Source organism: Kribbella sp. NPDC050470, assembly GCF_044458365.1.
Taxonomy (GTDB): domain Bacteria; phylum Actinomycetota; class Actinomycetes; order Propionibacteriales; family Kribbellaceae; genus Kribbella.
In genome coordinates this window covers 17,194-42,877 of sequence record NZ_JBITHV010000017.1, presented here as the reverse complement: position 1 = coordinate 42,877, position 25,684 = coordinate 17,194, and the positions used below count along the sequence as shown (strand labels likewise).

Genomic DNA, 25,684 nt, shown 5'->3' with positions numbered 1-25,684 from the left:
GGTCATGGGGCTGGAACTCCCAGCCTTCCCTCGTCCCTCCAGTCGCTTCGCTCCCTCCGCTCCTCAGTCCAGGCCGGGAGGCCCCATGACCGGTACCACGACTGTGCCGACCGCGTCGGCCGAGCTGCGGACCGGGCCCTCGACCGGTCGGCGGCCCGGCCGGCCGGTCTGGTCGTACTGGCGGTTCTACCTGGCGCTGTCGCCGTTCTACCTGCTGTTCGCGGTGTTCGGGCTGTATCCGATGCTGTCCACGATCGTGCTGGCGTTCCAGCGCTGGGACGGCCTGAGCGCCCGCCGGTTCACCGGCCTGGACAACTTCCGGTTCCTGGTCGAGGACCCGACGTTCTGGCTGTCGCTGAAGAACACCGTCGTGCTGTTCCTGATGTCGACGATCCCGACGCTGGCGATCGCGCTGGTGCTCGCGGTGATGCTGCAGTCCGCGATCCGGTTCACCAACGTCTACCGGATCGCGTACTTCATCCCGAACGTCACCTCGCTGGTGGCGATGGCGATCTTCTTCGGCTCGGTGTTCAGCACCAACTTCGGCCTGGTGAACGCCGCGCTGCGGTCGCTCGGCATCCCCGAGCAGGACTGGCTCGGCCAGCCCTGGGGGATCAAGATCGCGATCTCGACGATGATCGTGTGGCAGTGGGTCGGCTACAACACGCTGATCTACCTGGCCGGCCTGCAGGCGATCCCGAAGGACCAGTACGAGGCGGCCAAGGTCGACGGCGCCGGGCCGGTCCGGACGTTCTTCTCGATCACGCTGCCGCAGCTGCGTCCCGTCGTACTGTTCACCGTGGTCATCTCGACCATCGGCGGCCTGCAGACGTTCACCGAGCCGCAGGTGATGGTCGGCAACAGCGGCGGCACCGGGCAGAGCGGTATGACGGTCGTGCTGTTCTTCTACCGGGCCGCCTTCCTGGACAACGACTACGGGTACGCCGCCGCGATCGCGCTCAGCATCTTCGTGCTGGTGCTGCTGTTCACGGCGATCAACTGGCGGATCTTCCGCGGCAGGAGCGAGGCGAAATGATGCGCTACCGGCTGCGCGGCATCGCGCTGCACGCCGTCCTGGTGGTCGCGCTGGTGGTGTTCATGTTCCCGTTCGCGTGGACGATCATCATGGCGTCGAACAGCACCGCGGACATCTACCGGTTCCCGCCGAAGTTCACCTTCGGCTCGCAGTTCGACGACAACGTCCGGGCGGTGCTGGAGAACGTGGCGTTCTTCCAGTCGATGGCCAACACCGCGTTCGTGGCGGTCGCGACCACGCTGCTGGTGCTGTTCTTCGACTCGCTGGCCGCGTTCACGTTCGCCAAGTTCCGGTTCCCGGGGCGGAACGCGTTGTTCGTGATCCTGCTGGCGACGATGCTGCTGCCGGCGCAACTGGCCGCCGTACCGCAGTTCCAGACGATGGCGTTGCTCGGGTGGGTCGGGTCGCTCAAGGCGCTGATCATTCCGGGCGCGGCGAACGCGTTCGGGATCTTCTGGATGCGGCAGTACTTCCAGAACTCGATCCACGACGAGCTGGTCGAGGCCGCGACGCTGGACGGGTGCGGGTTCCTGCGGACGTACTGGCACGTCGCGCTGCCGTCGGCCCGCCCGGCGCTGGCGTTCCTCGGCATCTTCACCTTCGTGGCGTCCTGGAACGACTACATGTGGCCGCTGATCGTGCTCACCAACCCCGACCACCTCACGTTGCAGGTGGCGCTGTCCACGCTGAACCGCAGCCACGGCGTCGACTACAGCATGGTGATGACCGGCGCGCTGATGGCGATGGTCCCGCTGGTGATCGTGTTCGGGATCTTCGCCCGCCAGTTCATCAAGGGCGCAACCGAAGGCGCAATCCGCGGCTGAGCAGGGCGGCGAGGAACAGCACGCTGCCGAGCTGCACGGTCAGGAAGACCGGCCACGAGTCGCCCTCGGTCAGGGCGGGGATCACCGCGACCATGCCGATCACCGCGTACGTCGCCGCGGCCGCGGTGATCCACGTCCGGGTCCGGGCCTGCGTGGCGGCCACCGCGAGCCAGACCAATCCGGCCGCGACGAACGGCTCCACCGCCGCGAGCCTGGTGACGGTGAAGAAGGAGATCCCGTCGGGGTGCGGGATCAGCGCGCTCGCCAGCCAAAGGATGCCGCCGGCAACAGCCAGCACCGCGGGCACCGGTGGGACCGGCCAGACCGGCCAGGTGCCGGGCCACAGCAAGGTCAGCAGTACGGCGGCCATCACGGCGGCGATCGCCCCGGTCAGCAGCCACGCGGTGGTTTCGTTGGTCCAGAGCCCGAACAACTTGGTGCTCTCCTCGGACGCGATCCCGCCGACGAGGACCAGCAGCGCGTCGCCGAGCAACGAGGCGACACATCCCGCCACGACACCGAGGGCGACGGGTCCCGACCATCGGGCGACCAGCGCAGCGAGCAGGGCGGCCACCGATGACAGGATCACCGGATCACCCGAGCTTCGGTACACGTACCACCCGGTGTTGGCCTCGTCGTACCAGATCTTGCGGGACTCGGTCTCGCCCGGCCAGTTCAGGTAGACGAGAAGGGCCGCGCCGACGACCAGTACGGCGATCAGCCACCACGGCACCTGTCCGGACGGGGGCTCCCGGTGCGGTGGCTCGGGCTGGGGTTGTGGTTGTGGCGGACCGGGTTCCGGTTCGGGTGGCGGCGGTGGGGGCTCGGACTCGGTGTCCGGCATGGTGAGAGTGACTGGTGCCGGGGTGGCAGCGACCGGAGCGGGGGCGGCAGCGACCGGAGTGGGGGCTACGGCGGGAGTTGGGTGGCGGACGGGGACTGTCAGTTCGGCGGTTGGGCCGGTGATTACTACTGAGGCATCGCCGGGGTGGTTGGGGTCGGCGTGGACTCGGATGGTGGCGCCGTCCTGCTCGACCCGGAGCCAGTCCGCGGTTGGCGATGCGACCGCGGTCAGCGCGATCGGTGGACCGTCCAGCCGCAGCTCACCGTCACCGGAAGCGTCGAGGTCGAGCGCCGTCGGGGTCACCCGGGGCACACCGACCTCGAGTGCCTCCGCGGCGGCCAGGCCGACCCGGCGGCTATCGTCGTTCACCATCGGCTGGAGCGCCTGCCACGCGGCGTACGCCTGACTCAGGTCGTTGCCGACCAACCGCTCGCGCAGGTAGTCGACCACGCCGTACCTTGCCGCCGGCAACGGGCTCTCCATGGCCTCGATCAGTTCCGGTGCGAGCTGCGCCGGCGTGATCCGGCGGACCCGGCTGCGGGCGATCAGCAGCTCGCCCTGGGAGCCGAAGGTCCACATCTGCGGGTTCTGATTCGGAGTGACCCGATGGACCCGGTCGGTCACGTACCCGACCAGCTCGGTGAGCCCAACCCAGCCGTCACCGTCGCGATCCGCCTCGCCTGTGGTCAGCCCGTCGACCACCGCGCTCGTGAACACCGACGGCGCGGATGCATCCGTCGCCAGCTGCCCACCCTCGAAGGCGTACTCCATCGCGCTGGATGCAGTCACGACCACGCGACCGCGCCCACCACCCACCTCCGCCTGACCGGCGAACGCGTCCCGCACCTGCGCCTCGCCGGCTGCCCGGACGACCATGCCACGCGGGAATGCACCGCCGTAGCAACAATCGAGGAACAACGCGATCCGCTGGGCCCGGCTGTCGGCCATCTGCCGGTTGACGAAGTCCGCGGCCACGGCGGTCGACGCCAGCCGGGTCGGCTTGGTGTCCGCAACCGCCAGGAACAACTCACCCGCCGAGTTCTTCAGCCCGTGACAGGAGAAGTGCAGCATCAGCAGGTCCTCGGGCGCCCGGTCGGCGAAGAAGTCCTCGACAGCGAACCTGATCTCCTGCGCCGCGGCGTTGTGCAGCACCTGCACCTCGAAGCCGCCGACAGCCGGATCCGCGAGGACCTCGGCCAACGCAGCCGCATCCTGGGCCGGCGCGACCAGGCGACGCAGGCCGGGGTCGTCGTACTGGTCGTTCGCGATCACCAAGGCGACGCGCGCGCCGTCCATCTCACGCCGCCGCTGCGTGTTTGCGAATCCAGGCGTCGACCAGCTGCTGCTGGACCGCGTCGCTGGCCCCGCTCAGCTCGATGGTGTCGCCGTCGATCGTGACCTTCACGGTCCGCCCGCTGCCCGACCGGCGCAGCCAGTCCCGCACCACGGAGACGACCGAGCCGAGCACCTGCAGCCCGGGCTGGAGCGTCACGCTCAGCACCCCGGCGATGGCGGCCAGGCCGGCCCGTGACCCCTCGGGCGCCTCGCCTTCGCGGTAGGGCTCGACCGCGCGTACGTCGAGCTCCAGCAACTCCTGCCGCAGCAGCAAGGCCAGCTCCTCGAGCCGCGCGTCGTCGGACCCGTCCTCGACAACCCCCACGCGAACCTCTGCGCCCATCAGCCCTCTCCCCCAACACACCCCCAGGCCGGCATCTCAACCATGCGCCTGTACCGTCACGGCCACAACCGGTGATGGCACTAAGCTTCCCGGAACTGAAGCTGGCTGAGTTGCGTCGGAGGGGCGTCATGGTGGGGAAGCGGGGACGCGTGATCGGCCGGATCGCACCGGGAACCGTCGGCGAGGTGATGCTGCCGGTCCGCGGTGCCACCGAGGCCTTCTACGCTTACCCGGCGACCGACGAAGTGATCGAGGTGGGCACGCCGGTGGTGGTGGTCGAGTTCGATCCACCCCGCACGGTCTACGTCGCTCGCGCCTTCTGAAACACTCTGTTCCCTTGGAGGGGAAATGCTCTGGACGTACCTGATCATCGGCGCCGTCGCGCTGCTGGTCCTGCTCATCCTCTTCCGGATGGTCTGGCGGGTGGCCGAACCGAACGAGGCCCTCATCATCTCCGGTCTCGGCGCGCACTCCAGCCAGGACCAGGTCAACGAGACGCTCGGCTTCAAGATCGTGGTCGGCCGCGGCACCGCGGTGCTGCCCGGTTTCCAGACCGTACGGCGGTTGCCGCTGGACATCCGCGCCACGCCGCTGACCGTGACGTGCGTGTCCAGCCAGGGCATCCCGCTGCACATCAAGGGCGTCACGGCGTACAAGGTCGGTGACGACTACGGCTCGATCGCGAACGCGGCCCGGCGGTTCCTGGAGCAGAGCGACGAGCAGGTGATGAGCACCATCCACGAACTGTTCGCCGGTCACCTGCGGGCGATCGTCGGCTCGACCACGGTCGAGGAGATGCTGCACGACCGGGAGACGCTGACCACGAACATCCGCGGCTCGCTGGCCGGGGACATGGAGAAGCTCGGCCTGGTGGTCGACTCGCTGCAGATCCAGGAGATCGACGACGAGTCCGGCTACATCAAGAACCTGGGCCGGCCGCAGGCCGCGGCGGTCGAGGCGGCTGCCCGGATCGCGCAGGCCGAGCGGGACCGCGAGGCGACCGAGCGCGAGCAGGTCGCCGCCGCTGCCAAGGCGGCCGCGGTCCGGCAGAGCTCGATCGCCCAGGCCGGCTACCAGGCCGAGGTGGACCAGGCGAACTCGAAGGCGTCGCAGTCCGGTCCGCTGGCCGAGGCGCTCGCCCGCCAGGAGGTCGTGGTCGCCGAGACCGAGACCGCGAAGCTGAACGCGTCGCTGGCCGAGAAGCAGCTGGAGTCGACGGTGCTGAAGCCGGCCGACGCCGAGGCCTACCGGCAGCGCACGCTGGCCCAGGCCGCCCGCGACGCGCAGATCGCGGCCGCCGAGGCGCAGGCCCGTGAGGTCGCGCTGCGCGGTGAGGCGGAGGCGAAGGCGACCGAGTTGACCGGGAAGGCCGAGGCGGCCGCGGTGCAGGCGAAGGCGATGGCCGAGGCGGCCGGTATCAAGGCCCGGGCCGAGGCGCTGGCCACCAACACCGACGCCGTCGTCGCCCAGCAGCTGGCCGAGGCGTACCCGGAGATCGTCGCCGCGGCGGCCACCTCGTTCGAGAAGGTCGGCAACATGGTCGTCCTGAACGGTGCCCAGGGCATCGAGGACACCCTGGTGAAGGCCATCACGATGGGCGGTTCCGGTTTCGCGCTGGCCAAGCAGATGATCGACACGCTCGCGGTCACCAAGAACGGCGACAAGCCGACCCTGGAGCCGGTGCCGAACGAGTCGGCCTGACGAACCACCTGGTCGCGGCTCCCCTTGTGCGCAAGGGGAGCCGCGCCGTTTGTCAGGCGGTGTGCAAGGTGAGGCCGTAGGCCGACAGGATCTCGTTGACCGGCTGGAACCAGGTCTCGCCGCCGCTGCTGCAGTTGCCCCAGCCGCCGGACGTCACGCCCTGGGCCTGGTCGCCGGTGATGTACGAGCCACCGGAGTCACCGCCCTCGGCGCACACGCTGGTCTTGGTCGCGCCGTGGAAGAGCTGGCCGTTGCCGTAGTTCACCGTCTCGTTCTTCGCCAGGATCTGGCCGCAGTGCCAGTGCGTGGTCGACCCGCTCCGGCACACCGACGAGCCGATCGGCGCCTCCCAGGAGCCGCGGACCAGCTTGTCGCTCGTCTGTCCCCAGCCGAGCACCACGGGCACGGTCCACCAGCCGTTGCCGACCGACACCCAGCCGTAGTCGTTGTCCGGGAACGACCAGCCGCGGAAGCTGCCGATGTCCGAGCCGTCCCAGCCGCGGACCGTGCCGCCGCGACCACAGTGGCCGGCGGTGACGAAGCCGCCGTGCACGGAGAACCCGATCGAGCAGCGGATGTTGCTGACGTAATACGGGTCGCCGCCGACCGTGCCGGCCGCGTACGTCCGGGGCGCCTGGGCAGCCACCTCGCGGACCGTCACCGCACCCGCCCGGGCTACCCGCGCCACGAAGGCGTCCACGAGCTTCGACTGCTTACCTGCTTGCACGTTAACGACGACAGTCCCCGTCCGGGGGTCGGCGGCCCACCCGCTGACCGCGTCGGGCACAGCCTTGCCGGCCAGCTTGTCGACCAGAGCCTTCCGCTTGTCGAGCGCAGCAGCAGTCACAGGTACGGCGGTCGTCGCGGCGCCCGTGGCCTGGACAGCAGCCGCGTGGTCCGGCCGGCTGAGGCCGATCACGAGCTTCTGCGTGCTCTCGTCGTACCAGGCGCCGCCGAAGTGGGCACCGGCGGCTTTCTGGGCCGCGGGCAACAGCTTGGCGGCCGACGTCTCGGCTGCCAGCCGCTGGCGCACCTGTGCTTCGGTCAGACCGAAGTCTCGTTGCATGGCCGCGGCCTGGCCGGGCACAGCGAGCGGCTCGGCCGCGACCGCTTGGCTGGGTACCGTCACCGCGCTCACCACGAGCACGGCCGCTAGTAGGACCTTCATCCGGACTCTCCTCACCTAGGGGCGGATCGGTGCGTGAGAGCGCTCTCGCACCTGAGAGTGTCCTACTGAGCACAGCTCGTCAAGGGTCAGAGGCCGAGATGGGCGAGCACGGCGAGGACTCGGCGGTGCCCGGAGTCGGTCGGCGGCAGGTCGAGCTTGAGGAAGACGTTGCCGACGTGCTTGTGCACCGCGCCCTCGGAGATGACCAGCTTCTCCGCGATCGCGGCGTTGCCCAGGCCCTCGGCCATCAGCGCGAGCACCTCGCGCTCCCGCGGGGTCAGCCGGTCCAGCGGGCTGCTGCGCCTCACCATCAGCTGGCTGACCACTTCCGGGTCGAGCACGGTGCCTCCGGCGGCCACTCGCCGTACCGCTTCCAGGAACTCGTCCACGCGGGAGACCCGGTCCTTGAGCAGGTAGCCGACGCCTTCGCTTCCGGCGGCCAGGAGCTCGGCGGCGTACACCTCCTCGACGTACTGGGAGAAGACCAGGACCGGGAGACCCGGGCGGGCGCGGCGGGCGTCGATGGCGGCGCGCAGCCCCTCGTCGGTGAAGGTGGGCGGCAGCCGTACGTCGACGATCGCGATGTCAGGGGCGTGGTCGGCCATCACCTTCGCGAACTCGTCCGCGTCCCGGGCCACGGCGGCCACCTCGAAGCCGGAGTTGCCGAGCAACAGGCCGAGCCCCTCGGCCAGGATCGGGTTGTCCTCCAGGATCACGACCCGCACGGCAGCACCACCTCGACCGTGGTCGGGCCGCCGATCGGGCTCTGCAGCTCCAGCCGTCCGTCGATCGCCTCCACGCGGTGGAGCATGCCATGCAGGCCACTCCCCCGACCCAGCAGGTCAGCCTGCTCGCTGATCCGCGCACCGCCGATCCCGTCGTCCGTGATCGCCAGGTACAGGTCGGCGCCCCGCCGTTCCATCAGTACGTCGACATGCCCGGCGGCGGAGTGCTTGGTGACGTTGGTGAGCGACTCGGCGACCACGAAGTAGGCAGCCGCCTCCACTGCGGCCGGCACGGCACCCAGCTCGCCCAGCCTGAGGTCCACGGGCAGCGGGCAGCGGGCGCAAAGTGCGGACACGGCTCCAGCCAGGCCGCGGTCGGCCAGGATCGGCGGGTACATGGTCCGCAGTACGCCGCGCAGCTCGTTCATGGCCTGCTCTGCGCCGTCACGGGCGTCGTCGAGCAGCTTGGCGGCCTTCTCCGGGTCGTCGGCCATCATCTGCTTCGCGACGCCGATGCGCATGGCCAGCGACACCAGCTGTGCCTGCGTGCCGTCGTGCAGGTCGCGCTCGATGCGTCGCAGCTCGGATCCGTGCGAGTCCACTGCGCCTGCACGGCTCTTGGTCAGCTCCTCCACGCGCTGGGCCAGCCTGGCGGTCTCCAGCTCCGCCTCACTCGGTGCGAGGAGACGCCGTACGGCGCGAGCGTGCCCGCCGGCCACGGCCGGGGCGACCCAGCCGAGGAACCACAGGCTCACCAGGACCTGCAGCGGGCCGAGCGTCAGCGCCTCGAGCCAGCTGTCGACGTCCAGACCCATCAGGCTGAAGTTGCCCGGATCAAGCCTCCACAGCAGCATGCTGAGGATCGCCGACGGCGCTCCCACCACCGCGATCACCGCGACGAGCAGCTCCGGGATCATCACCAGCGGCCCGAGCAGGAGCCGCAGGCTGCGGGTGAAGGACTTGTCCCGGAACAGCGTGACGACATCACCCGGCCGCCGTGGCGCGGCCGGCGGCAGCGGCGGATCCTGCGACAGACCGAGGTACTTCGTCGCCCGGTACCGCTCACTGTTGGCCAGCTTCACCAGCCCCGCGGTGGCACCCGGGATGACCCACGCAAGCAGCAGGCTGATCGGCAAGGCCGCCAGCAGCACCACAGCCTTCAGGTACCGCACGAACAGGTATCCGCAGGCCGGGCCACCCCGCGACAGGATCTTGGTCAACATGCCTCAATCCTCCGGCACGGCCCGGCCTGCGTCGGTACAGCAGGCTCTACCTTTCAGGCTCTAGCACTCGGGTATGCCGGGGAGCTTCGGGTCGGGGTGGTCGATGTAGATGTTGGTCATGTAGCCGCCCTGGTCGCGCAGCTTGGCCCACCAGTCGTTGGTGGTGCCCTCGGCGGTCACGGGGTCACCCTTGACCTGGCACTCGACGAAGACCTGGGTCGGGCCGGGCAGCGTGGTGACGACCGACGCGGACAGGCTTGGGGCCGAGCGGACCCGGACGCCGGTGCCGTAGGTGGTGAAGTTGTACTGCGGCGGGTTGCCGTCGTTCACCAACTGCATGTAGTAGGTCCAGTTCCAATGCGGAGCCGGGTCGGTGTGGTCGTTGCCAGGGATCTCGTTGTGTTGCTGACCAGGTGCATCACACCGTACCCGTTGGCCTGGCTGGGCAGGCCGTTGTGGCCGTCGAGATGCGACTCGGCGTACCCGACGCCGACCAGCACCTCTCGGAGAGTCTGGACACGGGTACTCGGGCGGCCAGATGGCGGATTTCTCGACCCGTGGGGCGGTTCCTTCCCTGTTCGGTCCGCCGAGGGGCGTCGGCGGTCCCGGGAGGTCACGCTAGGCCAAGATCTTCCGTCCCGACCAGTGGTTCGGGAAACATTTTGCGGTCAAGTCAGCACCCTGCCACGCAGCACGATCACCCGCGGATGACTCAGTACGGCGGGGTTCGCGCGCGGATCCTCGTCGTACACCACCAGGTCGGCCGGGTCGCCCGGCTGAAGGTTGCTCGGAGCCCCCAACCACTCGCGGGCCGCCCACGACCCGGCGGCCAGCGCCTGCTCGCCCGACAGGCCGATCGACGTCAGCGCCTGGATCTCCTGCGCCACCAGGCCATGCCCGAGCACCCCACCGGCGTCGGTCCCGGCATACACGGGTACGCCGGCCTCGTAAGCGTCCCGGAGCCGGACCAGGCGGCGTTCGTACAGGTCGCGCATGTGGGCCGAGTAGACCGGGAACTTCGCGGCGGCGGCGTCGGCGTACTGCGGGAAGTTCTCGAGCTGGATCAGCGTCGGGACGACAGCAACCCCGCGCTCGGCCATCGCGTCGAGCATGTCCGGGAGCAGGCCGGTGCCGTGCTCGAGGCAGTCGATGCCGGCGGCAAGCAGGTCCGGCAGGCAGTGCTCGCCGAAGACGTGGGCGGTGACCCGGGCGCCCAACTCGTGCGCGCGGGCGATCGCCGCGTTCAGCGCCTCGGCGGGCCAGCAGGGCGTCAGGTCGCCCGCGTCGCGGTCGATCCAGTCGCCGACCAGCTTGACCCAGCCGTCACCACGCCGCGCCTCCTGCTCGACGTACGCGACCAGTTCGTCCGGCTCGATCTCCCAGCCGTAGTTGCGGATATAGCGCTTCGACCGGGCGATGTGCCGGCCGGCCCGGATGATCTTCGGCAGGTCCTCGCGATCGTCGATCCACCGGGTGTCGGCGGCCGACCCCGCGTCCCGGACCAGCAGCGCACCGGCCGCCCGGTCGGCGACCGCCTGCTCCTCCTGGGTGTCGCGGTCGACGGCGCCGTGCTGGTCCAGCCCGATGTGGCAGTGCGCGTCGACCAGGCCGGGCACGATCCATCCGCCGGTGTGCACGGTGCTGACATCGGCAGCGGCGGGCCGGTCCACGACCAGCCCACCGCTGAGATGGATCTCCTGCTGCTCGCCGGCCGGCAACACCGTGCCGACGAGCCTGAGTACGCCCCTGTCTGTCAGTGCACTGTCCGTCATACCGCGACGTTAACCGGCCCGGCGTCAGCCGTGCGAGCCGCCGCCCGGGGTGCAGGTGGGTGTGGTCGGGTCGGTCGACGAGCACGGCGAGCTGGTCGGCGTGTCCGTCGGGGTCGGCGTCGGCGTCGGGGTGGGGGTCGGAGTCGGCGTCGGGGTCGGCATGGGAGTCGGCGTCGGGGTCGGCGTCGGCTTGGGCGTCGGCTTGGTCGGCTTGTGCGTCGGCGACTTGGTCGGCGTGTCGGCCGGGTCCGGCACCGAGGGCTCGTCGGTCGTGGCCGGCGCGGTCGGCTTCGTCGTCGGGGTGGCGGACGTGCTCGTGGACGGCTTGGAGTCGTCCGGAACATCCGGAACCTCGCGCGGGTCGACCTTGCGCTCGGCGTTACCGGTCGCCTTCGGCACCGACAGGCTGCCCTTCTCGTTCGGGATCAGCACCGCGTTCTTGCTGTAGACCCGCATCCACCTCAGCACGGTGGCGACGAAGTCCTTGGAGTGCTGGTAGCGCAGCAGGGCCGAGACCAGGTCCCGCGGCCGCTTCAGGTCGTCGCCCTCCGAGCACAGGTACACCGCGACCGTGGTGACCGCGTCGTACACGTTGTTCGGGTTGCGGAAGCCGTCGCCGTTGCCGTCGGCGCCGAAGTCGGTCCACACCTGCGGGATGATCTGCATCGGGCCGACCGCACGGTCCCAGGTCAGGTCGCCGTCGTACCGGCCCTGGTCGCTGTCGGTGATCCGGCCGTTGCCGCGGCGCCCGTTCAGCACCGGGCCGAGGATCTTGCCGCGGGTGGTGCCGGCCACGTCGACCCGGCCACCGCTGGCGTGGTCGGACTCGACCTTGCCGATCCCGGCCAGCAGCGGCCAGGTGAGCCCACAGTTCGGCCGGACCACGGCGAGGTTCGCGGTGGCGCGGCGGTAGGCGGGGAACACCCCGCGCGGGATGCCGTTGACGGCATCGGGCCGCCCCGGCCGGACCACGGACCGCCCGTCGGTCGCACCCTGCACGGGCACGTCGGCGCGGGCGGGCTGGTCGGAACCGAGCCGGCCGTCCACTCCGGGACGCTGCGGGACGATCATCGTCAGCTCGTCGAACTCACCGCTGTTCAGCCCGGCTCCAGGCGACGGAGCGACCGGGCTGTCCGCCGCGAGCTGGCCGGAGGCACCGGCTCCGCCCGAGGCGACTGTCACGATGGCCCCGACCAGGAGCGGGGCTGTGCACAGTGAAGCGATGATGATTTTGACCCGACGGTTACCACTACGGGTTAGGCGCATAGTCCCCTCAACGATCCATACGCCAGAAAGTTACATCAAGTCGACGCAAAGTTACCTGACCCGCCAACACCCCCGAAAACGGGCACCACCACCGGCTGCGCCAAAGCGTGAAATCCCGGCCTGGTCGGGCGCGGGACCGCAGGTAATCTCCCCGGTTACCCCGGGGTCGAAACCCCTGATCAGCTACCGGACTGCGGGGCCTGGTCCGGCGTGGACTCCGAGGTCGGTTCGCCCTGCGACGTCGTCGCGCACGGCTCCGGCGTCGGAGTGGCCGTCGGGGTCGCGGTCGGCGTCGTGCAGGTCGGGTCCGGCGTCGGCGTCGGCGTCGGCGTGGGGGTCGGCGTCGGCGTGGGGGTGGGCGTCGGCGTCGGAGTCGGGGTGGGCGTCGGAGTCGGCGTCGTGGTCGTCGGCGTCTCCGACGGCGTGCCCTGGGTGTTCGTCGGCGTGGGCGACGGCGTCGGCGTCGGCGTGGCCGTCGTCGGCGGCTTCGTCGTCGTCGGCGGCTTGGAGGTCGTCGGCGGCTTGGTCGTCGGCCTCGGCGTGGTCGGGACCGGCGTGCTCGGCTGGGCCGTCGTCGGGGTCACCGCGGGAGTCGGAGTGGTCGGCGGCGTGGTGGTCGTCTCGGTCCGGGTCGGGTCGTTCGAGGTGTCCACGTTGCCGCTGTCGTCGGTCGGAGGGTTGATCACGCCCTCGGTGTCCGGGATCGTCACCGTCTGATTCGCGTAGGACTGCATCCAGCGCAGCACCGTGGACACGTAGTCCATCGAGTGGTTGTAGCGCAGCACCGCCTGCACCAGGCCCTGCGGGTCGGACAGGTTCGCCCCGCCGGAGCACAGGTAGTCGCCGGCCGCCCGAGCGGCGTCGAACACGTTGTGCGGGTCCTTGACCCCGTCGCCGTTGCCGTCCGCGCCGAACGTGTTCCAGGTGCCCGGGATGAACTGCATCGGCCCGACCGCGCGGTCCCACGAGGTGTTCCCGTCGTACAGGCCCTGGTCGGTGTCGGTGATCGCGGCCATGCCGGGGCCGCCGTCGAGGACCGGGCCGAGGATCTTGCCGCGGGTGGTCCCGTTCGGCTCGACGCGCCCGCCGCTGGCGTGCGCGGACTCGACCTTCCCGATGCCGGCCAGCAGCGGCCAGGTGAGCTTGCAGCCCGGCATCGCCACGGCCAGCTCGTTGGCTGCCTTCTGGTACGCCGCCAGGACCGTGCCCGGGATGCCGGACGGGTTGCCGGTGATGCCCTGGATCGGCTGCACCGGGCCGTCGACCGCACCGGTCACCGGGACCTGGATCTGCGACTTCGCCTGGGTCGGCAGGCTGCCGTCGGCGCCCGGCTGGGTCGGCAGGTTGTTGGCCAGCTCGTCGAACTGGGCGTCCTGGCGCGGCTGGGCCAGCGCGTGCGCGTCGACGATGAACGTGTTGGAGGTGACGCCGCCGGCCACGAACACGGCGACCATGGCGGTGGGGGGAGCCAAGATGACCCAGGTGGCGGTCAGCTTGCCCCGCCACGTGTCCAGGATCTTGAACTGCTGCCTCATCCGACCGTCCTTCGACGTCCTCGCAGTACGTGGTGCATCGGGCGTAGGCACGATCTTAGTCGCCACAGGGTCGTGGACAACCGGTAACGGTGCGCCACTTCACACAGTGACCGAGCGCCTCTCGGGCCCTACTGGCCGCCGAGCATCTTCTTCAGGTCGTCCGGCAGCTCGAAGTCGCCGCCGTTCTGGCCGCCGCCGAACGCGGCCGGCAGCTGGCCCGGCTGCGGCGCGGACGGCTGCTGGTTGCCCTGGTTGGCCCGCTTGGCCGGGTTCCCGGAGCCGCGCTTCTTGCCCTTCTTGGCCTGCTGCTTGGCCTTCCGGGCGCCGCCGCCACCGGCCATCCCCGGCATCCCGGGCATCCCGGGCATCCCCGGCAAGCCCTTGCCGGTCGCCATCGCGTTCATCATCTTGCGGGCCTCGAAGAACCGCTCGACCAGCCCGCTGACGGTGGCCACCTCGGTCCCGGAGCCCTTCGCGATCCGGGCCCGGCGGGAGCCGTTGATGATGTTCGGGTCGGCCCGCTCGGCCGGGGTCATCGAGTGGATGACCGCCTCGATCCGGTCGATCTCGCGCTCGTCGAAGTTCTCCAGCTGGTCCTTGAACTGCGCGGCGCCGGGCAGCATGCCGAAGATCTTGGTCAGCGGGCCCATCTTGCGCACCGACTGCATCTGGGCGAGGAAGTCGTCCAGGGTGAAGTCCTTGCCGCCCTTCTTCTGCAGCTTGGCGGCGGTCTTGGCGGCCTGCTCGGCGTCGAAGGTGCGCTCGGCCTGCTCGATCAGGGTCATGATGTCGCCCATGCCGAGGATGCGCGAGGCCATCCGCTCGGGGTGGAAGACGTCGAAGTCCTCGAGCTTCTCGCCGTTCGAGGCGAACATCACCTGGCGGCCGGTGACCTGCGCGATCGACAGCGCGGCGCCACCGCGGGCGTCACCGTCCAGCTTGGCCAGCACGACGCCGTCGAAGCCGACCCCGTCCAGGAAGGCCTGGGCGGTGGTGACCGCGTCCTGGCCGATCATCGCGTCGACCACGAACAGGATCTCGTCCGGCGTGACCGCGTCGCGGATGTCCGCGGCCTGCTTCATCAGCTCCTCGTCGACACCCAGCCGGCCGGCCGTGTCGACGATCACCACGCTGTGCTGCTTCGTGCGCGCCTCGTCCATCGCCTTCCGGGCGACGTCCACCGGGTCGCCGACGCCGTTGCCGGGCTCGGGCGCGAACACCGGCACGCCGGCCCGGTCGCCGACCACCTGGAGCTGGGTCACGGCGTTCGGCCGCTGCAGGTCGGCCGCGACCAGCATCGGGGTCTGGTGCTTGGTCTCCTTCAGCCACTTGGCCAGCTTCCCGGCCAGGGTGGTCTTTCCGGCGCCCTGCAGACCGGCGAGCATGATCACCGTCGGCGGCCGCTTGGCCATCCGCAGCTCGCGCGTCTCGCCGCCGAGGATCGTGACGAGTTCCTCGTTGACGATCTTGATCACCTGCTGCGCCGGGTTCAGCCCGCCGCGCACCTCGGACCCACTGGCCCGCTCCCGGACCGCGGCGATGAACTCCTTCACCACCGGCAGCGCGACATCGGCCTCCAGCAGCGCGATCCGGATCTCCCGCGCGGTCGCGTCGATGTCCGCATCGGTCAGCTTGCCCTTACCGCGCAGGTTCTTGAAGGTGGCCGACAACCGATCGGAAAGCGTATCGAACACGAAACAGTCCGTTTCTCCAGAGACAACCCAGGTACAACCTCACCGAGTCTACCGACGGTGATTGACAGGGTGTCCGCCGGACCTTCACGATCTAACCGGTAAATGATGATCCAACGGTTAGGAGACAGCTGTGAGCCGGAGCCGGGTCGTGCTGGACGGGCCGTCCAACTTGGGGTTGCGGCCGCCGGTGGACGGGACTGTGCCGGGTTGCTACAAGCTCGCGGGGGCGATCCGGGACCAGGGGTTCGTGCAGCGGATCGGCGCCGTCGACGCGGGATACGTGACGCCGCCGCGGTACGACCGCGCGGGCTGGAAGCCGGGCGACGGCGTGTTCAACGCGGCGGCGATGGCGTCGTACACGGTCAAGCTGGCGGACCGGCTGACGAAGCTGTTCGACGAGGACCGGTTCGTGGTTCTGCTCGGCGGTGAGTGCAGCATCCTGCTCGGACCGGCGCTGGCGCTGAAGCGACGCGGCAGGTACGGCGTCGTCTACCTCGACGGCCACTCGGACTTCCGGACGGTCGACAACTCCCCGTACGTCGGAGCCGCCGGCGGCGAGGCACTCGCGCTGACCACGGGCCGCGGCCAGGCCGATCTGACCGACCTCGAAGGACTCGCGCCGTACACGAGGGACACCGATGCGGTGCTGCTCGGGATTCGGGCGGACGACGAGTACGTCGACGACGTGCGTGCGGCCGGGATCCCGGTCTGGCCGGCCCTCGCGGTCGCCGAGGACCCGGGCAAGGCGGCGGCCGGCGTCCTCGAGCACCTGCAGGAGCTCGACGGCTTCTGGGTGCACCTCGACGTGGACATCCTCGACGCCGCGATCATGCCGGCGGTGGACAGCCCGGACCCGGGCGGGATCGACCACGCCCAGCTCGTCGAGCTGCTCAGGCCGTTGCTCTCGGCACCGAAGTGCGTGGGGATCGACATCGGCATCTTCGACCCGGACCTGGACCCGGACGGCAGCTACGCGGCCGCACTGGCCGACACCCTGGTAGCGGCCTTCGACTGAGGGCTACGGCTCATCGGTTGTTCCAGACCAGGCCCTGTCCGTGAGGTTCGGCGCGGCCGAGGATCTGGCGCCGGCCGCCCGGCCAGCGCTCGAGGGCGACGAGGAAGTCGAACGGACCGTCGGGTGTTCGGCGCAGCGGTTCCAGGCGAAGCCGGGCCAGTGGGGAGTGCTCGTCGGCTTGCGCCCCGAGCTCGGCGAGCCGGTCGTCGACTGCAGCCCGGTCGTCCCGCGTCAGGTACTGCCACATGATCGAGTGCCACAGCACAGTCACGTGGCCGCGCGACAGCTCCAGCCCATGCACGAACGAGACCGCGTCCTCCCGGTGCACGTCGGCCGGCACCTGCCGCGCGATCGCCAACGCGCCACGCAACCGGCCCAGCCGCACCGGCATGTCCGGCCAGACGTACGACGTGAGCGTGCGGGCACCCTCTTCCGTCAGCGGGTTCACCGGCGCGATGTCGCTGCCGACCCGCTCGGCAATCCGCAGCGGCATCGGCTTCAACGCCCGGCCCGACCACGCCTCCTCGAACACCACCGGGCTCTCGGCCAGGCCGAATCCGGTCCCGTCCGCCAGGTTGTACCGGAACTGGTCCGCCCGCAGGTTGAGTCCGCCGCTCGCGCCGATCTCGAACAGCCGCACCGGCAGCGGAACGTCCTCGACCAACTGCAGCAGACCGCCGTACAGCGCGGCGGCCCGGCCCACCTCGTTCGTCTGCGGTGGCTGGGTCAGCAGCGACCGCAGCTCGGCCGACCGGGACTGCAGCACCTGCTCGAACGCCTCCCAGCCGAGCACCGGGTCCCACGTCCCGCCCACGCTCGGGTAGAACGCAGCAAGCTCCGGCAGCTCTCCCGCCAGCACCAGCCGGTGCACCGAGCCCAGCAACCGCAGTGCAATCGCGTCACCGAACGGACGGTCCTCGTAGCCGGCCAGTACGCCGGTGGACACGCCGCCGACCTCGTAGTCGTCCACGATGAGCCGGCACAGCTCGGCGTACATCGGGGAGCCGAGTTCCTCGCAGGCAACAGCTTGACGCTGAAGAGTCTCTACAACGTGCACACAGCAGACCCTAGAAGGTCAGGCGATCCAGGACCGTCTTTGCCGTTGTGCGCGCGTCTTCCTCGTCCAGCGGCGAGCCGTGGCTGTCGGTGAGGTAGAAGGCGTCCACACACTCGGCGCCGAGCGTGCTCACGTGCGCCGAGCGGATGTCGGCGCCAGTGGACGCGATGGCCGAGGTCACGTCGTACAGGAGGCCCGGGCGGTCGTGGGCGCGCACCTGCAGCACGGTGGCCGTCTCCGACGCATCGGGCAACAGATCCACCCGGCTGGCGACCCGTGCCTTGAGTGCAGACGAGTCCCGCGCGGCCAAGCGCCGTACGAGGTCAGTGGGGTCGCGCAGGGCCACAGCAAGACGGTCGCGCAGCCGGACTGGGTCCGGTGGCGAGCCGGCCACGGTCCACTGCGAGATGCCGAGCCCCTCGACCGACGTGATGACTGCAGACCGTACGGCGAGCCGCTCGACGGCCAGCACGGCCGCGACCGTCGACAACGTGCCCACTTGATCGGGTACGGCGACATTCACCCGCACGTCACCGAGATGCTCAGATACCGTCACGCCAAGCCGCCCCACACCGACGACCTGGTGCAGCGTGGGCACCGGGATCGGCGGAGCCTCGGTCCACATGCTCTCGCCGCCGCCGGACAGCTCACCGCGCACGCGGCGGCACAGCTCACCGACCAGGCGCATCCGCCAGGGTGACGCGGCCGCGGGACCGGCGGCGCGCGCGTCGGCGTACGTGAGGGCTTCCAGGAGGTCCAGAGTCTCGGTGGTGCGGACGATCCCGGCCACCAGCTCAACGGTCATCGGGTCGTCCAGGTCCCGCCGGGTGGCGACCTGGGCAAGCATCAGGTGCTGCCGGACCAGCAGCGTGATCGTGTCCGCGTCCGCCTCGTCGAAGCCGAGCCGGCGGGCCACAGTCGCTGCGATCGCCGCACCCGTGACGCTGTGGTCGCCCTCGACTGCCTTGCCCAGGTCGTGCAGCAAGGCGGACACGAGCAGCAGGTCGGGCCGTCGTACGTCGCGGACCATCTTGGCGGCCTCGACACAGGTCTCCAGCAGGTGCCGGTCGACGGTGAACCGGTGGATGGCCGACTGCGGCGGCCGGAACCGGACCGCGTCCCACTCCGGCAGGATCCGGGAGACGTAGCCGGCCTGGTCCAGCGCCTCCCACACCTCGAGCAGACCGCTGCCTGCACCCAGCAGGGCACACAGCAGTCGCCGCGCCTCACCAGGCCACGGCTCAGGCAACGCCAGACCGCGATTGGCCAGCCGTGCGCAGACAGCAGGTGAGAGCACCAACTCTCGGTCCGCAGCCACAGCGGCAGCGCGCAGACCCAGCACTGCGTCGCGCTCGGGCCGGGCGTCCGGCATCAGTACGACTTCGCCTTCGTGCTGGCCGACTCCCTCATCGAGTGCCAGCAGCAACGGTCCCCCGGTCCGCTGACGGCGCCGGGACCGAGGCGGCCGGGTCATCAGGCTCTCGATCCGTCGCCAGGACACGTCGCAGACGTGCGCGAGCGTCCGGCCGGTCGAGTACACGTGCCGCAGCAGCTCGTCCCGGCCACCGGTCATGCCCAGCCCGGCCGCGACCTCACCGGCCACGTCAGCGACCAGCCGGTCGGTGGAACGCCCCGCAACCGTGTGCAACTCGTCCCGGATGTTCAGCAGGTCCAGCCGCGCCCGCTCCACCACCGGATGCGGTACGTCGACCAGCCACGACGCCACCAAGCCACGCAGTACGACGGCGTCGCGCAGACCGCCGTACGCCTCCTTGAGGTCGGGCTCAGCGAGGTGTGCGAGCTCACCGACCGTCGACGCGCGTTCCTTGCACGCCTGAGCCAACGCAGGCAGCCGCTCCTTCGCCGTACGGCGCCAGTCCGCCATCAGCACGGACCGCAGCTGCAGTGTGAGGTGCGAGTCCCCCGCGACGTGCCGTGCGTCGAGCAGGCCGAGGGCGACCCGGATGTCGTCGGCAGCCGCCTTGCGGGCCTCGTCGACGGTCCGGACGCTGTGGTCCAGCTTCGTCCGCGAGTCCCACAGCGGGTACCAGATCTGTGCGGCCAGCTCGTCCACCCGTGGGTACCCCTCGGCGTGCACGAGCATCACGTCGAGGTCGCTGTACGGCGACAGCTCCTCCCGGCCGTAGCCGCCGACGGCGACCAGCGCGACGCCCTCGGTGGGCACACCGAGGGCGTCACAGGCTTTCGAGAGGAGCAGGTACAGCAGCGCGTCGGCCTCCTCGGCACGCCCGCGCCGCTGTTCTGCTCGGTCAACCATCTACAGCGCGTCCCTAGAGTGCATCGCCGTCGAGCTCGCCGGTGCGGACCCGGACGATCGTCTCGACCGGGGTGACCCAGACCTTGCCGTCGCCGATCTTGCCGGTCTGCGCGGCCTTGACGATCACGTCCACCACGTCCGCGCTGTCGCCGTCCTCGACGACGACCTCGACCCGGACCTTGGGGACCAGATCCACCTCGTACTCGGCGCCGCGGTAGACCTCGGTGTGGCCCTTCTGCCGGCCGTAGCCGCTCGCCTCGGTCACCGTCATGCCGGTGACGCCGAACGTCTCCAGCGCGGCCCGGACGTCCTCCAGCTTGTGCGGCTTGACCACGGCGGTGATCAGCTTCATGCGTTGGCACCTTCCTTCTCGGAAGCCTCGGTGGACTCATTCTCCGTGCCGGCCTGCGGACGGGCGAGAGCGGTGTGCCCGCGCAGCCCGGCCGCGCCGAGGAAGTCGTACGCCGTCTCCGCGTGCTCGACCTGGTCGACACCGGTGACCTCGTCGTCCTCCTTGAGCCGGAAGCCGATGGTCTTGTCGATCAGCTTGCCGAGCAGGAAGGCGACCGCGAAGGAGTACAGCGCGACGACCACGTTGGCCAGCGCCTGCTTGCCCAGCTGCGAGACACCGCCGCCGTAGAACAGGCCGTCCACGGCCGACGGCGCCGCCGCCGTGCCCAGGAAGCCGATCGCCAGCGAGCCGACCAGACCGCCGACCAGGTGCACGCCGACCACGTCGAGCGAGTCGTCGAAGCCGAGCTTGTACTTCAGCGACACCGCGAAGGCGCAGATACCACCGGCGATGACACCGAGGATGAGCGAGCCGACCGGGGTGAGCGCGCCACAGGCCGGGGTGATCGCGACCAGACCGGCGACCGCACCGGACGCCATGCCCAGCGTGGTGGCCTTGCCGTGCCGGATCCGCTCCACGATCAGCCAGCCGATCACGGCGGCGGCGGTGGCGACCTGGGTGTTGACGAAGGTGATCGCGGCGGTGGTGCCGGCGCTCAGCGCCGAGCCGGCGTTGAAGCCGAACCAGCCGAACCACAGCAGCGCGGCGCCGAGGACGACCAGCGGCAGGCTGTGCGGCCGCATCGGGTCCTTGCGCCAGCCGATCCGCTTGCCCAGCACGATCGCCAGGGCCAGGGCGGCGGCGCCGGCGTTGACGTGCACCGCAGTACCGCCGGCGAAGTCGATCGCGCCCAGCTTGTCGCCGATCCAGCCGCCGTTGCCCTCGTCGAGGAACCAGACCGAGTGCGCGACCGGGAAGTACACCAGCGTCGTCCAGCCGACCACGAACGCGATCCAGCCCCGGAACGTGGCGCGGTCGGCGATGGCGCCCGAGATCAGCGCCGGGGTGATGATCGCGAACATCAGCTGGAAGGCGACGAACGCGAGCGTCGGAATGGTGCCGCTGACCGCCTCCGGCGCCATCAGACCCTTCAGGCCGACCTCGGAGAAGTTCCCGATCACGTGCCCGGTGTCACCGGCGAACGTCAGCGAGTAGCCGACCAGCACCCACAACACGGTGACGACGGCGATGGTGATGGCACTCATCATCATCATGTTCAGCACGCTCTTGACGCGCACCATGCCGCCGTAGAAGAAAGCCAGGCCCGGTGTCATCAGCATCACCAGGGCGGCACTGACCAAGACCCAGGCGGTATCGCCGGCGTTGATCTCCATCAACGTCATCCCTTCCATCGATCTGGGGGGTGACCGCCCGTCCTCAGTCGGGCAGAACTCCACATCACCGGGGAGCCCGCGCACGGCCACACCGCACACGGTGTCGGCGCGCCGTTTCAGCCGATCGGTCCATTTGTTTCAGGCATGTGACAAAGAGGGCTTTCAGGTGACATCGACGTGACATCGGCGAAGTTGTGGCACTCTGGCCTGGACCACACGGGTCCGCAGCCGCGCCACTGCGCCCGTCCGAGCTGGGGAACACGAGATGGGGACCAACCACGGGGTGAGGCCGCGCCGCGGCAGGCCACGGGACCCGGACGCGGAGCCGAGGATCCGCCGGTACGCCGTGCAGCTGCTGCTGGAGCGAGGATTCGACGGAATGACGGTGGACGACGTCGCCGAGGCCGCGGGAGTCGGCAAGGCGACGATCTACCGGCGCTGGGCGAGCAAGGACCACCTGGCCAACGACGCCTTGGCCGACCTGTTCGACATCGAGATCCCCGATGCCGACACCGGGTCGATCGCAGGCGACCTGCGCCAGGTCTACAGCGACGCCCTGGCGTTCGTGAACAGCGAGGAAGGGCTGGCACTGATTCGCCTGGCGGTGTCGGAGGCGAACCGCGACGAGCGGTCCGCCGCGATCTACCGGGGCTTCCTGGAGCGACGGATCCAGCTGACCGAAGCCGCGCTGGACCGGGCCAGGGCTCGCGGTGAGCCGGTCCGTGACAACGTGGACACGACGCTGATGGTGCAGTGGCTGGCCGGGGTGTTCGTGATCCGGGCGCTGACCGGTGAGTCGATGCCGACACCGGACGACGCCGACCGGCTGCTGAAGTTCACGATGCGTTGCATCCTGGAGGAGTAGTCAGGGCTGCAGACCGGGGCCGAGGGCAACTGCGTTCACGGCCAGCTCGGTCACGCGCTGTACCTGGCCGGTGTCGATGTCCCAGGCAAGCACCCAGCCGCTGACCTGGATCAGCGGCCGGTCGCCGTACCAGCCCAGTACGGCGCAGCAGCCGGGCTCACGCACTCCCTGCGGGTCCGCCGCGGGTGTGGTCCGGTCCGACTCCCCCAGCACCAGCAGGTGACTGGGCATTGCACGCAGCGTCGAGATGGCCGCTACCACCTGTGGTTGCGAGTGTCTGGTGGGCACCTGCTGGAGGTCCTCGGAGATGAACAGTCGCGCCGCCATGGTGAACGTCGAGAACGTCTGCCCTACCCAGGCCTGCACCGGCAGCTCCAGCCGGCTGTCCACGGACCACCGGCCGGTGACGCCGTAGCGCAGCACGGCGCCGCTGTCGATCCGGTACGGCGCAGTGATCGACGCCGGGTTCGCGGCCGCGGTGATCGGGATGACCGGATCCCGGTCACCGTCGTTCTGGCCGACGAGAACTCGATAGGCCACGCCCGGCCCGCTGACCAGGACGCGTGCGGCGTTCGGCAGCCAGGACACACTGCTCACATCCCTGCTGGGCAAGGCGTAGCGGAAGACCTCACTGGTCGTCGCGTCGACGACGACCACTTCACCCGGCTGCGGGAACGCAGCGAACCGGCCGTCCGGCGAGATCGCTCCGGAACTCAGCGGCGAACCGATGCGGATCGGCTGCAGTTGCAGGTCGGCGCGGGCCCAGCTCGCGTCGGAGCCCAGCAGCAGTGCGTCGTACCGGCCGTCGCGCTCCTCGAGCACCACGGCGGCGATGTTCTCGATCGGGTGCTCACTCAGCGGTTCGGGGTCGTCCGGCAGGCTGAGGCGATCGCCGAGCGGGGTGTAGACCCGGTCGAGGAAGCGCTCGCTGCCGGCCGGTGGGGCGATCCAGAAGTCGATCCCGGAGATCTGCCCGGCCGGCGGGACGTAGCCGGGTGGGTGCGTCGGTGTGGTCGGCGGCGGGACGAGCTCGGTGCTCTGGCTCCCGCCGACCGCGGTGCCGATCGCGGCGGCCACAGCGACGAGCAGCGCGGCCAGCAAGCCGATCAGCACGTTGCGTCGCCGCCGACGGCGCGTGGCGAGGCCATCGGCCCAGGCGGCGTCGGCCAGGTCCGGCTCCGGCAGGAGGTCCGACGCGTTGTAGAGCAGCGGCTGGATCTCCTCGCGCCTCATCGCGGTTCTCCCGCGTCTCGCCAGTCACCGGCGCCGAGTGCCGAACGGAAGCGGCTGAAGGCGGTCAGACCATGGCTGTGCACGGAGGTGTTGGACATCCCGAGCACGTCGGCCACCTCGAACTCGGTGAGCTCCTCGAGGTGCAGCAGCACGAACACGGCGCGTTGTGCCGGTGTCAGCTCGGCCAGCGCGAGCTTGACGGGGTCGTCCTCGTTCGGGAACGCCTTCACCCGGTTCCAGCGCACCAGGGCCGGTTGGTAGAGCAACCGCTGGACGAACACGTCCGGGTCGTCCACCCGGTCCCAGCGCGTCGACAACCGGGTGAAGGCGCGCAGCAGTGCATCCTCTGCTCGCTCCAGGTCGCCGTACACGAGGTACGACGTACGGAGCCATCTGCCCTGCCGCGCGTCGACGTACGAGGCGAAGTCCGGGTCGACCGATTCCTGCATCCACCCTCCCGCCTCTATTCAACTCCTCAACTACTGCGCGCGGCCACAGCCAAGCGAGTCTCTTCGGTGATCAGGTCCGCATTGAGGCCGCCGGCTGCCATCAGGCCGGACGCCGCCGCCGGCATGACGGTCGCCCGCGCGTCGGTCACGTTGCCGGCCACGAAGACGCCGGGCACGGCCGTCGCGCCCTGCGGGTCGGCGGCGACGATCGTGCCGACCTCCAGGCCGTTGGCCTCCTGTACGACGATGTCCAGGCCCAGATCGGCCAGGAAGTCCGCACGGGCCCGCATGCTGGTCTGCACCGCCAGCGCGTCCCGCGGGATCACCTTGCCACCCTCCAGCCGGACGCCGGTCAGCTTGTCGTTCTCCACCTCCAGCTGCTCGACTTTCCCTTGTACTACGGAGATTCCGCGGGCCGCGAGCTGCTCCCACTGCTCGTCGGTCAGCTCCGGCGCGGTGTGCAGGAACAGCGTGACGTCGTCACTCAGTTGCCGGAACAGCAAGGCCTGGAACGCCGCCATCCCAGTGGTGGCCAGAATGCCGATCGCCTGGTCGCGCACCTCCCACCCGTGGCAGTACGGGCAGTGCAGCACGTCGCGTCCCCACCGCTCGGCCAGTCCACCCACGTCGGGCAGCACATCGGTCAGCCCGGTCGTCACCAGCAGCCGCCGGCCCTGGTACGTCGTACCGTCGGCCAGCTCGACCGTGAACAGGTCGTCGCGCCGCACCCGGGTCACGGTGCCGGTCGCGAACTCACCGCCGTACCCGGCGACCTCGTCGCGGCCGAGTGCGTACAGCTCGGCCGGCGGGACGCCGTCGCGGGTCAGGTAGTTGTGCACGCCGTCGGCCGGTGCGTTCCGCGGGGTGCCGTCGTCGACGACCAGCACCGACCGGCGCGACCGCACCAGTGCCAGCGCCCCGCTCAGCCCGGCTGCGCCCCCGCCGACCACGATCACGTCGTACTTCTTCATCTCCTGGACTCCTCTCTCGGTACCCCGAGGATCCGCGATGGTTTTCGTTTTCGACAACCTTCTTTGCCAGAATGGCAAGCATGGAGGCTTTCGACGAGGTACTCGAGGCGGTCGGGCCGCGGCTGAAGAGCCTGCGGGCCGAGCGCGGCACCACACTGGCCCAGCTGTCCGAGTCCACCGGGATCTCGGTGAGCACGCTGTCTCGGCTGGAGTCCGGGCAGCGCAGACCGACGCTGGAGCTGCTGCTGCCCCTCGCCCGTGCGCACCAGGTGCAGCTGGACGAGCTGGTGGACGCACCGCCGACCGGTGACCCACGGATCCACGCCAAGCCGATCAAGCGGCATGGGACGGTGCACATCCCGCTGTCCAGGCGGCCCGGCGGGCTGCAGGCGTTCAAGCAGATCCTGCCTGAGGGGTGGCCGGGCGGTGAGGTGAGCCAGCGGACGCATGAGGGCTACGACTGGGTGTACATCCTGTCGGGGCGGATCCGGCTGGTGCTCGGCGACCAGGACTTCGTACTGGGCGAGGGTGAGGTGGCGGAGTTCGACTGCCGGATGCCGCACTGGTTCTGCAACCCCGGGCCCGGGCCGACCGAGGTGCTGTGCCTGTACGGCCCGCAGGGCGAGCGGATGCACGTCCGGGCCCGCACCCGGTAGCCTGCGCC

Annotated in this window: 24 protein-coding genes; 7 read left to right on the top strand and 17 right to left on the bottom strand. The window is 70.1% G+C overall.

Going from position 1 to position 25,684, the window contains the following annotated elements:
- Positions 1-85: 85 nt before the first annotated feature.
- Positions 86-1,036, top strand: a complete 951-nt coding sequence (locus ACIBGM_RS40750; protein WP_360538986.1) for a sugar ABC transporter permease — start codon at positions 86-88, stop codon at positions 1,034-1,036.
- Entirely contained in the window at positions 1,036-1,860 is an 825-nt protein-coding gene (locus ACIBGM_RS40745; protein WP_360538989.1) for a carbohydrate ABC transporter permease, read from the top strand. Before ACIBGM_RS40750 ends, ACIBGM_RS40745 begins: the two co-directional genes overlap by 1 nt.
- On the opposite strand, the gene ACIBGM_RS40740 is transcribed toward ACIBGM_RS40745, so the two are convergent.
- Both ACIBGM_RS40740 and ACIBGM_RS40735 read right to left on the bottom strand, forming a co-directional pair.
- Positions 1,826-4,000: a caspase domain-containing protein gene (locus ACIBGM_RS40740; protein ID WP_396388596.1), complete on the bottom strand. Its 2,175-nt coding sequence runs from the start codon at positions 3,998-4,000 to the stop codon at positions 1,826-1,828. The two genes, ACIBGM_RS40745 and ACIBGM_RS40740, sit on opposite strands and share 35 nt — an antisense overlap.
- 1 nt (position 4,001) lies before the next feature.
- Positions 4,002-4,382 carry a hypothetical protein gene (locus tag ACIBGM_RS40735; protein ID WP_360538980.1) on the bottom strand — a complete coding sequence of 127 codons (381 nt, stop codon included), beginning with the start codon at positions 4,380-4,382 and terminating at the stop codon, positions 4,002-4,004.
- A 128-nt stretch (positions 4,383-4,510) separates the two neighbouring features.
- Between ACIBGM_RS40735 and ACIBGM_RS40730 the strand changes: the two genes are divergently transcribed.
- Complete coding sequence (locus tag ACIBGM_RS40730; RefSeq protein WP_360538977.1) at positions 4,511-4,705, top strand: hypothetical protein; 195 nt, start codon at positions 4,511-4,513, stop codon at positions 4,703-4,705.
- Positions 4,706-4,730: 25 nt separating this feature from the next.
- Positions 4,731-6,083, top strand: a complete 1,353-nt coding sequence (locus tag ACIBGM_RS40725; protein WP_396388595.1) for an SPFH domain-containing protein — start codon at positions 4,731-4,733, stop codon at positions 6,081-6,083.
- A 52-nt stretch (positions 6,084-6,135) separates the two neighbouring features.
- Here ACIBGM_RS40725 and ACIBGM_RS40720 read toward each other — a convergent pair whose 3' ends face one another.
- The 8 genes from ACIBGM_RS40720 to ffh form a co-directional block, all read right to left on the bottom strand.
- Positions 6,136-7,251 carry a S1 family peptidase gene (locus ACIBGM_RS40720; protein ID WP_360533845.1) on the bottom strand — a complete coding sequence of 372 codons (1,116 nt, stop codon included), beginning with the start codon at positions 7,249-7,251 and terminating at the stop codon, positions 6,136-6,138.
- An 86-nt stretch (positions 7,252-7,337) separates the two neighbouring features.
- On the bottom strand, positions 7,338-7,976 hold the full coding sequence (locus tag ACIBGM_RS40715) for a response regulator transcription factor (RefSeq protein ID WP_360533848.1): 639 nt from the start codon (positions 7,974-7,976) through the stop codon (positions 7,338-7,340).
- The gene (locus tag ACIBGM_RS40710) at positions 7,964-9,199 is read right to left on the bottom strand and encodes a histidine kinase (RefSeq protein ID WP_360533851.1); all 1,236 of its coding nucleotides are present in this window, start codon (positions 9,197-9,199) and stop codon (positions 7,964-7,966) included. Before ACIBGM_RS40710 ends, ACIBGM_RS40715 begins: the two co-directional genes overlap by 13 nt.
- A gap of 60 nt (positions 9,200-9,259) precedes the next feature.
- A complete protein-coding gene (locus tag ACIBGM_RS40705; RefSeq protein WP_360533854.1) occupies positions 9,260-9,538 on the bottom strand; it encodes an SH3 domain-containing protein in 279 nt (92 codons plus the stop codon).
- A 329-nt stretch (positions 9,539-9,867) separates the two neighbouring features.
- Positions 9,868-10,971 carry an amidohydrolase family protein gene (locus ACIBGM_RS40700; RefSeq protein WP_360533857.1) on the bottom strand — a complete coding sequence of 368 codons (1,104 nt, stop codon included), beginning with the start codon at positions 10,969-10,971 and terminating at the stop codon, positions 9,868-9,870.
- A gap of 24 nt (positions 10,972-10,995) precedes the next feature.
- Positions 10,996-12,153, bottom strand: a complete 1,158-nt coding sequence (locus tag ACIBGM_RS40695; RefSeq protein WP_360533860.1) for a lytic transglycosylase domain-containing protein — start codon at positions 12,151-12,153, stop codon at positions 10,996-10,998.
- 263 nt (positions 12,154-12,416) lie between these two features.
- Positions 12,417-13,772 (bottom strand): lytic transglycosylase domain-containing protein, encoded by a 1,356-nt coding sequence (locus tag ACIBGM_RS40690; RefSeq protein ID WP_396388594.1) that lies wholly within the window; start codon positions 13,770-13,772, stop codon positions 12,417-12,419.
- Between the two features lie 128 nt (positions 13,773-13,900).
- A complete protein-coding gene (gene ffh / locus ACIBGM_RS40685; protein WP_396388593.1) occupies positions 13,901-15,466 on the bottom strand; it encodes a signal recognition particle protein in 1,566 nt (521 codons plus the stop codon).
- A 130-nt stretch (positions 15,467-15,596) separates the two neighbouring features.
- Between ffh and ACIBGM_RS40680 the strand changes: the two genes are divergently transcribed.
- Entirely contained in the window at positions 15,597-16,481 is an 885-nt protein-coding gene (locus tag ACIBGM_RS40680) for an arginase family protein (RefSeq protein WP_396388592.1), read from the top strand.
- Between the two features lie 10 nt (positions 16,482-16,491).
- On the opposite strand, the gene ACIBGM_RS40675 is transcribed toward ACIBGM_RS40680, so the two are convergent.
- From ACIBGM_RS40675 to ACIBGM_RS40660, 4 genes are read right to left on the bottom strand one after another with little or no spacing between them, the layout of a single operon-like run.
- Positions 16,492-17,538 carry a DUF2332 domain-containing protein gene (locus tag ACIBGM_RS40675; RefSeq protein WP_396388590.1) on the bottom strand — a complete coding sequence of 349 codons (1,047 nt, stop codon included), beginning with the start codon at positions 17,536-17,538 and terminating at the stop codon, positions 16,492-16,494.
- Between the two features lie 10 nt (positions 17,539-17,548).
- Positions 17,549-19,816, bottom strand: a complete 2,268-nt coding sequence (locus tag ACIBGM_RS40670) for a [protein-PII] uridylyltransferase (protein ID WP_396388589.1) — start codon at positions 19,814-19,816, stop codon at positions 17,549-17,551.
- 13 nt (positions 19,817-19,829) lie between these two features.
- Complete coding sequence (locus tag ACIBGM_RS40665) at positions 19,830-20,168, bottom strand: P-II family nitrogen regulator (RefSeq protein ID WP_360486332.1); 339 nt, start codon at positions 20,166-20,168, stop codon at positions 19,830-19,832.
- A complete protein-coding gene (locus ACIBGM_RS40660; RefSeq protein WP_360533878.1) occupies positions 20,165-21,511 on the bottom strand; it encodes an ammonium transporter in 1,347 nt (448 codons plus the stop codon). The genes ACIBGM_RS40665 and ACIBGM_RS40660 overlap by 4 nt, the downstream gene beginning before the upstream one ends.
- Before the next feature lie 256 nt (positions 21,512-21,767).
- On the opposite strand from ACIBGM_RS40660, the gene ACIBGM_RS40655 reads away from it, so the two are divergent.
- Entirely contained in the window at positions 21,768-22,367 is a 600-nt protein-coding gene (locus ACIBGM_RS40655; RefSeq protein ID WP_360533881.1) for a TetR/AcrR family transcriptional regulator, read from the top strand.
- Here the strand turns inward: ACIBGM_RS40655 and ACIBGM_RS40650 are convergent, their stop codons facing one another.
- From ACIBGM_RS40650 to ACIBGM_RS40640, 3 genes are read right to left on the bottom strand one after another with little or no spacing between them, the layout of a single operon-like run.
- Positions 22,368-23,600 (bottom strand): hypothetical protein, encoded by a 1,233-nt coding sequence (locus ACIBGM_RS40650; protein WP_396388588.1) that lies wholly within the window; start codon positions 23,598-23,600, stop codon positions 22,368-22,370.
- Positions 23,597-24,049, bottom strand: coding sequence for a sigma factor-like helix-turn-helix DNA-binding protein (locus ACIBGM_RS40645; RefSeq protein ID WP_360533887.1), 453 nt, complete (start codon positions 24,047-24,049; stop codon positions 23,597-23,599). The genes ACIBGM_RS40650 and ACIBGM_RS40645 overlap by 4 nt, the downstream gene beginning before the upstream one ends.
- Before the next feature lie 26 nt (positions 24,050-24,075).
- The gene (locus ACIBGM_RS40640; protein WP_396388587.1) at positions 24,076-25,020 is read right to left on the bottom strand and encodes an NAD(P)/FAD-dependent oxidoreductase; all 945 of its coding nucleotides are present in this window, start codon (positions 25,018-25,020) and stop codon (positions 24,076-24,078) included.
- An 80-nt stretch (positions 25,021-25,100) separates the two neighbouring features.
- Here ACIBGM_RS40640 and ACIBGM_RS40635 point away from each other — a divergent pair, with 80 nt between their 5' ends.
- Positions 25,101-25,676, top strand: a complete 576-nt coding sequence (locus ACIBGM_RS40635; RefSeq protein WP_396388586.1) for a helix-turn-helix domain-containing protein — start codon at positions 25,101-25,103, stop codon at positions 25,674-25,676.
- The last annotated feature ends 8 nt before the right edge of the window (positions 25,677-25,684 follow it).

Bases quoted from the DNA above. Each gene is read 5' to 3' on its own strand.
- ACIBGM_RS40725 (WP_396388595.1), top strand. From the start codon at position 4,731: ATGCTCTGGACGTACCTGATCATCGGCGCCGTCGCGCTGCTGGTCCTG.
- ACIBGM_RS40740 (WP_396388596.1), bottom strand. From the start codon at position 4,000: ATGGACGGCGCGCGCGTCGCCTTGGTGATCGCGAACGACCAGTACGAC.
- ACIBGM_RS40670 (WP_396388589.1), bottom strand. From the start codon at position 19,816: ATGGTTGACCGAGCAGAACAGCGGCGCGGGCGTGCCGAGGAGGCCGAC.
- ACIBGM_RS40730 (WP_360538977.1), top strand. From the start codon at position 4,511: ATGGTGGGGAAGCGGGGACGCGTGATCGGCCGGATCGCACCGGGAACC.
- ACIBGM_RS40635 (WP_396388586.1), top strand. From the start codon at position 25,101: ATGGAGGCTTTCGACGAGGTACTCGAGGCGGTCGGGCCGCGGCTGAAG.
- ACIBGM_RS40645 (WP_360533887.1), bottom strand. From the start codon at position 24,049: ATGCAGGAATCGGTCGACCCGGACTTCGCCTCGTACGTCGACGCGCGG.
- ACIBGM_RS40745 (WP_360538989.1), top strand. From the start codon at position 1,036: ATGCGCTACCGGCTGCGCGGCATCGCGCTGCACGCCGTCCTGGTGGTC.
- ACIBGM_RS40710 (WP_360533851.1), bottom strand. From the start codon at position 9,199: ATGTTGACCAAGATCCTGTCGCGGGGTGGCCCGGCCTGCGGATACCTG.
- ACIBGM_RS40720 (WP_360533845.1), bottom strand. From the start codon at position 7,251: ATGAAGGTCCTACTAGCGGCCGTGCTCGTGGTGAGCGCGGTGACGGTA.
- ACIBGM_RS40750 (WP_360538986.1), top strand. From the start codon at position 86: ATGACCGGTACCACGACTGTGCCGACCGCGTCGGCCGAGCTGCGGACC.
- ACIBGM_RS40650 (WP_396388588.1), bottom strand. From the start codon at position 23,600: ATGAGGCGCGAGGAGATCCAGCCGCTGCTCTACAACGCGTCGGACCTC.
- ACIBGM_RS40705 (WP_360533854.1), bottom strand. From the start codon at position 9,538: ATGCAGTTGGTGAACGACGGCAACCCGCCGCAGTACAACTTCACCACC.
- ACIBGM_RS40700 (WP_360533857.1), bottom strand. From the start codon at position 10,971: ATGACGGACAGTGCACTGACAGACAGGGGCGTACTCAGGCTCGTCGGC.
- ACIBGM_RS40690 (WP_396388594.1), bottom strand. From the start codon at position 13,772: ATGAGGCAGCAGTTCAAGATCCTGGACACGTGGCGGGGCAAGCTGACC.
- ACIBGM_RS40660 (WP_360533878.1), bottom strand. From the start codon at position 21,511: ATGACGTTGATGGAGATCAACGCCGGCGATACCGCCTGGGTCTTGGTC.
- ACIBGM_RS40665 (WP_360486332.1), bottom strand. From the start codon at position 20,168: ATGAAGCTGATCACCGCCGTGGTCAAGCCGCACAAGCTGGAGGACGTC.
- ACIBGM_RS40640 (WP_396388587.1), bottom strand. From the start codon at position 25,020: ATGAAGAAGTACGACGTGATCGTGGTCGGCGGGGGCGCAGCCGGGCTG.
- ACIBGM_RS40655 (WP_360533881.1), top strand. From the start codon at position 21,768: ATGGGGACCAACCACGGGGTGAGGCCGCGCCGCGGCAGGCCACGGGAC.
- ACIBGM_RS40735 (WP_360538980.1), bottom strand. From the start codon at position 4,382: ATGGGCGCAGAGGTTCGCGTGGGGGTTGTCGAGGACGGGTCCGACGAC.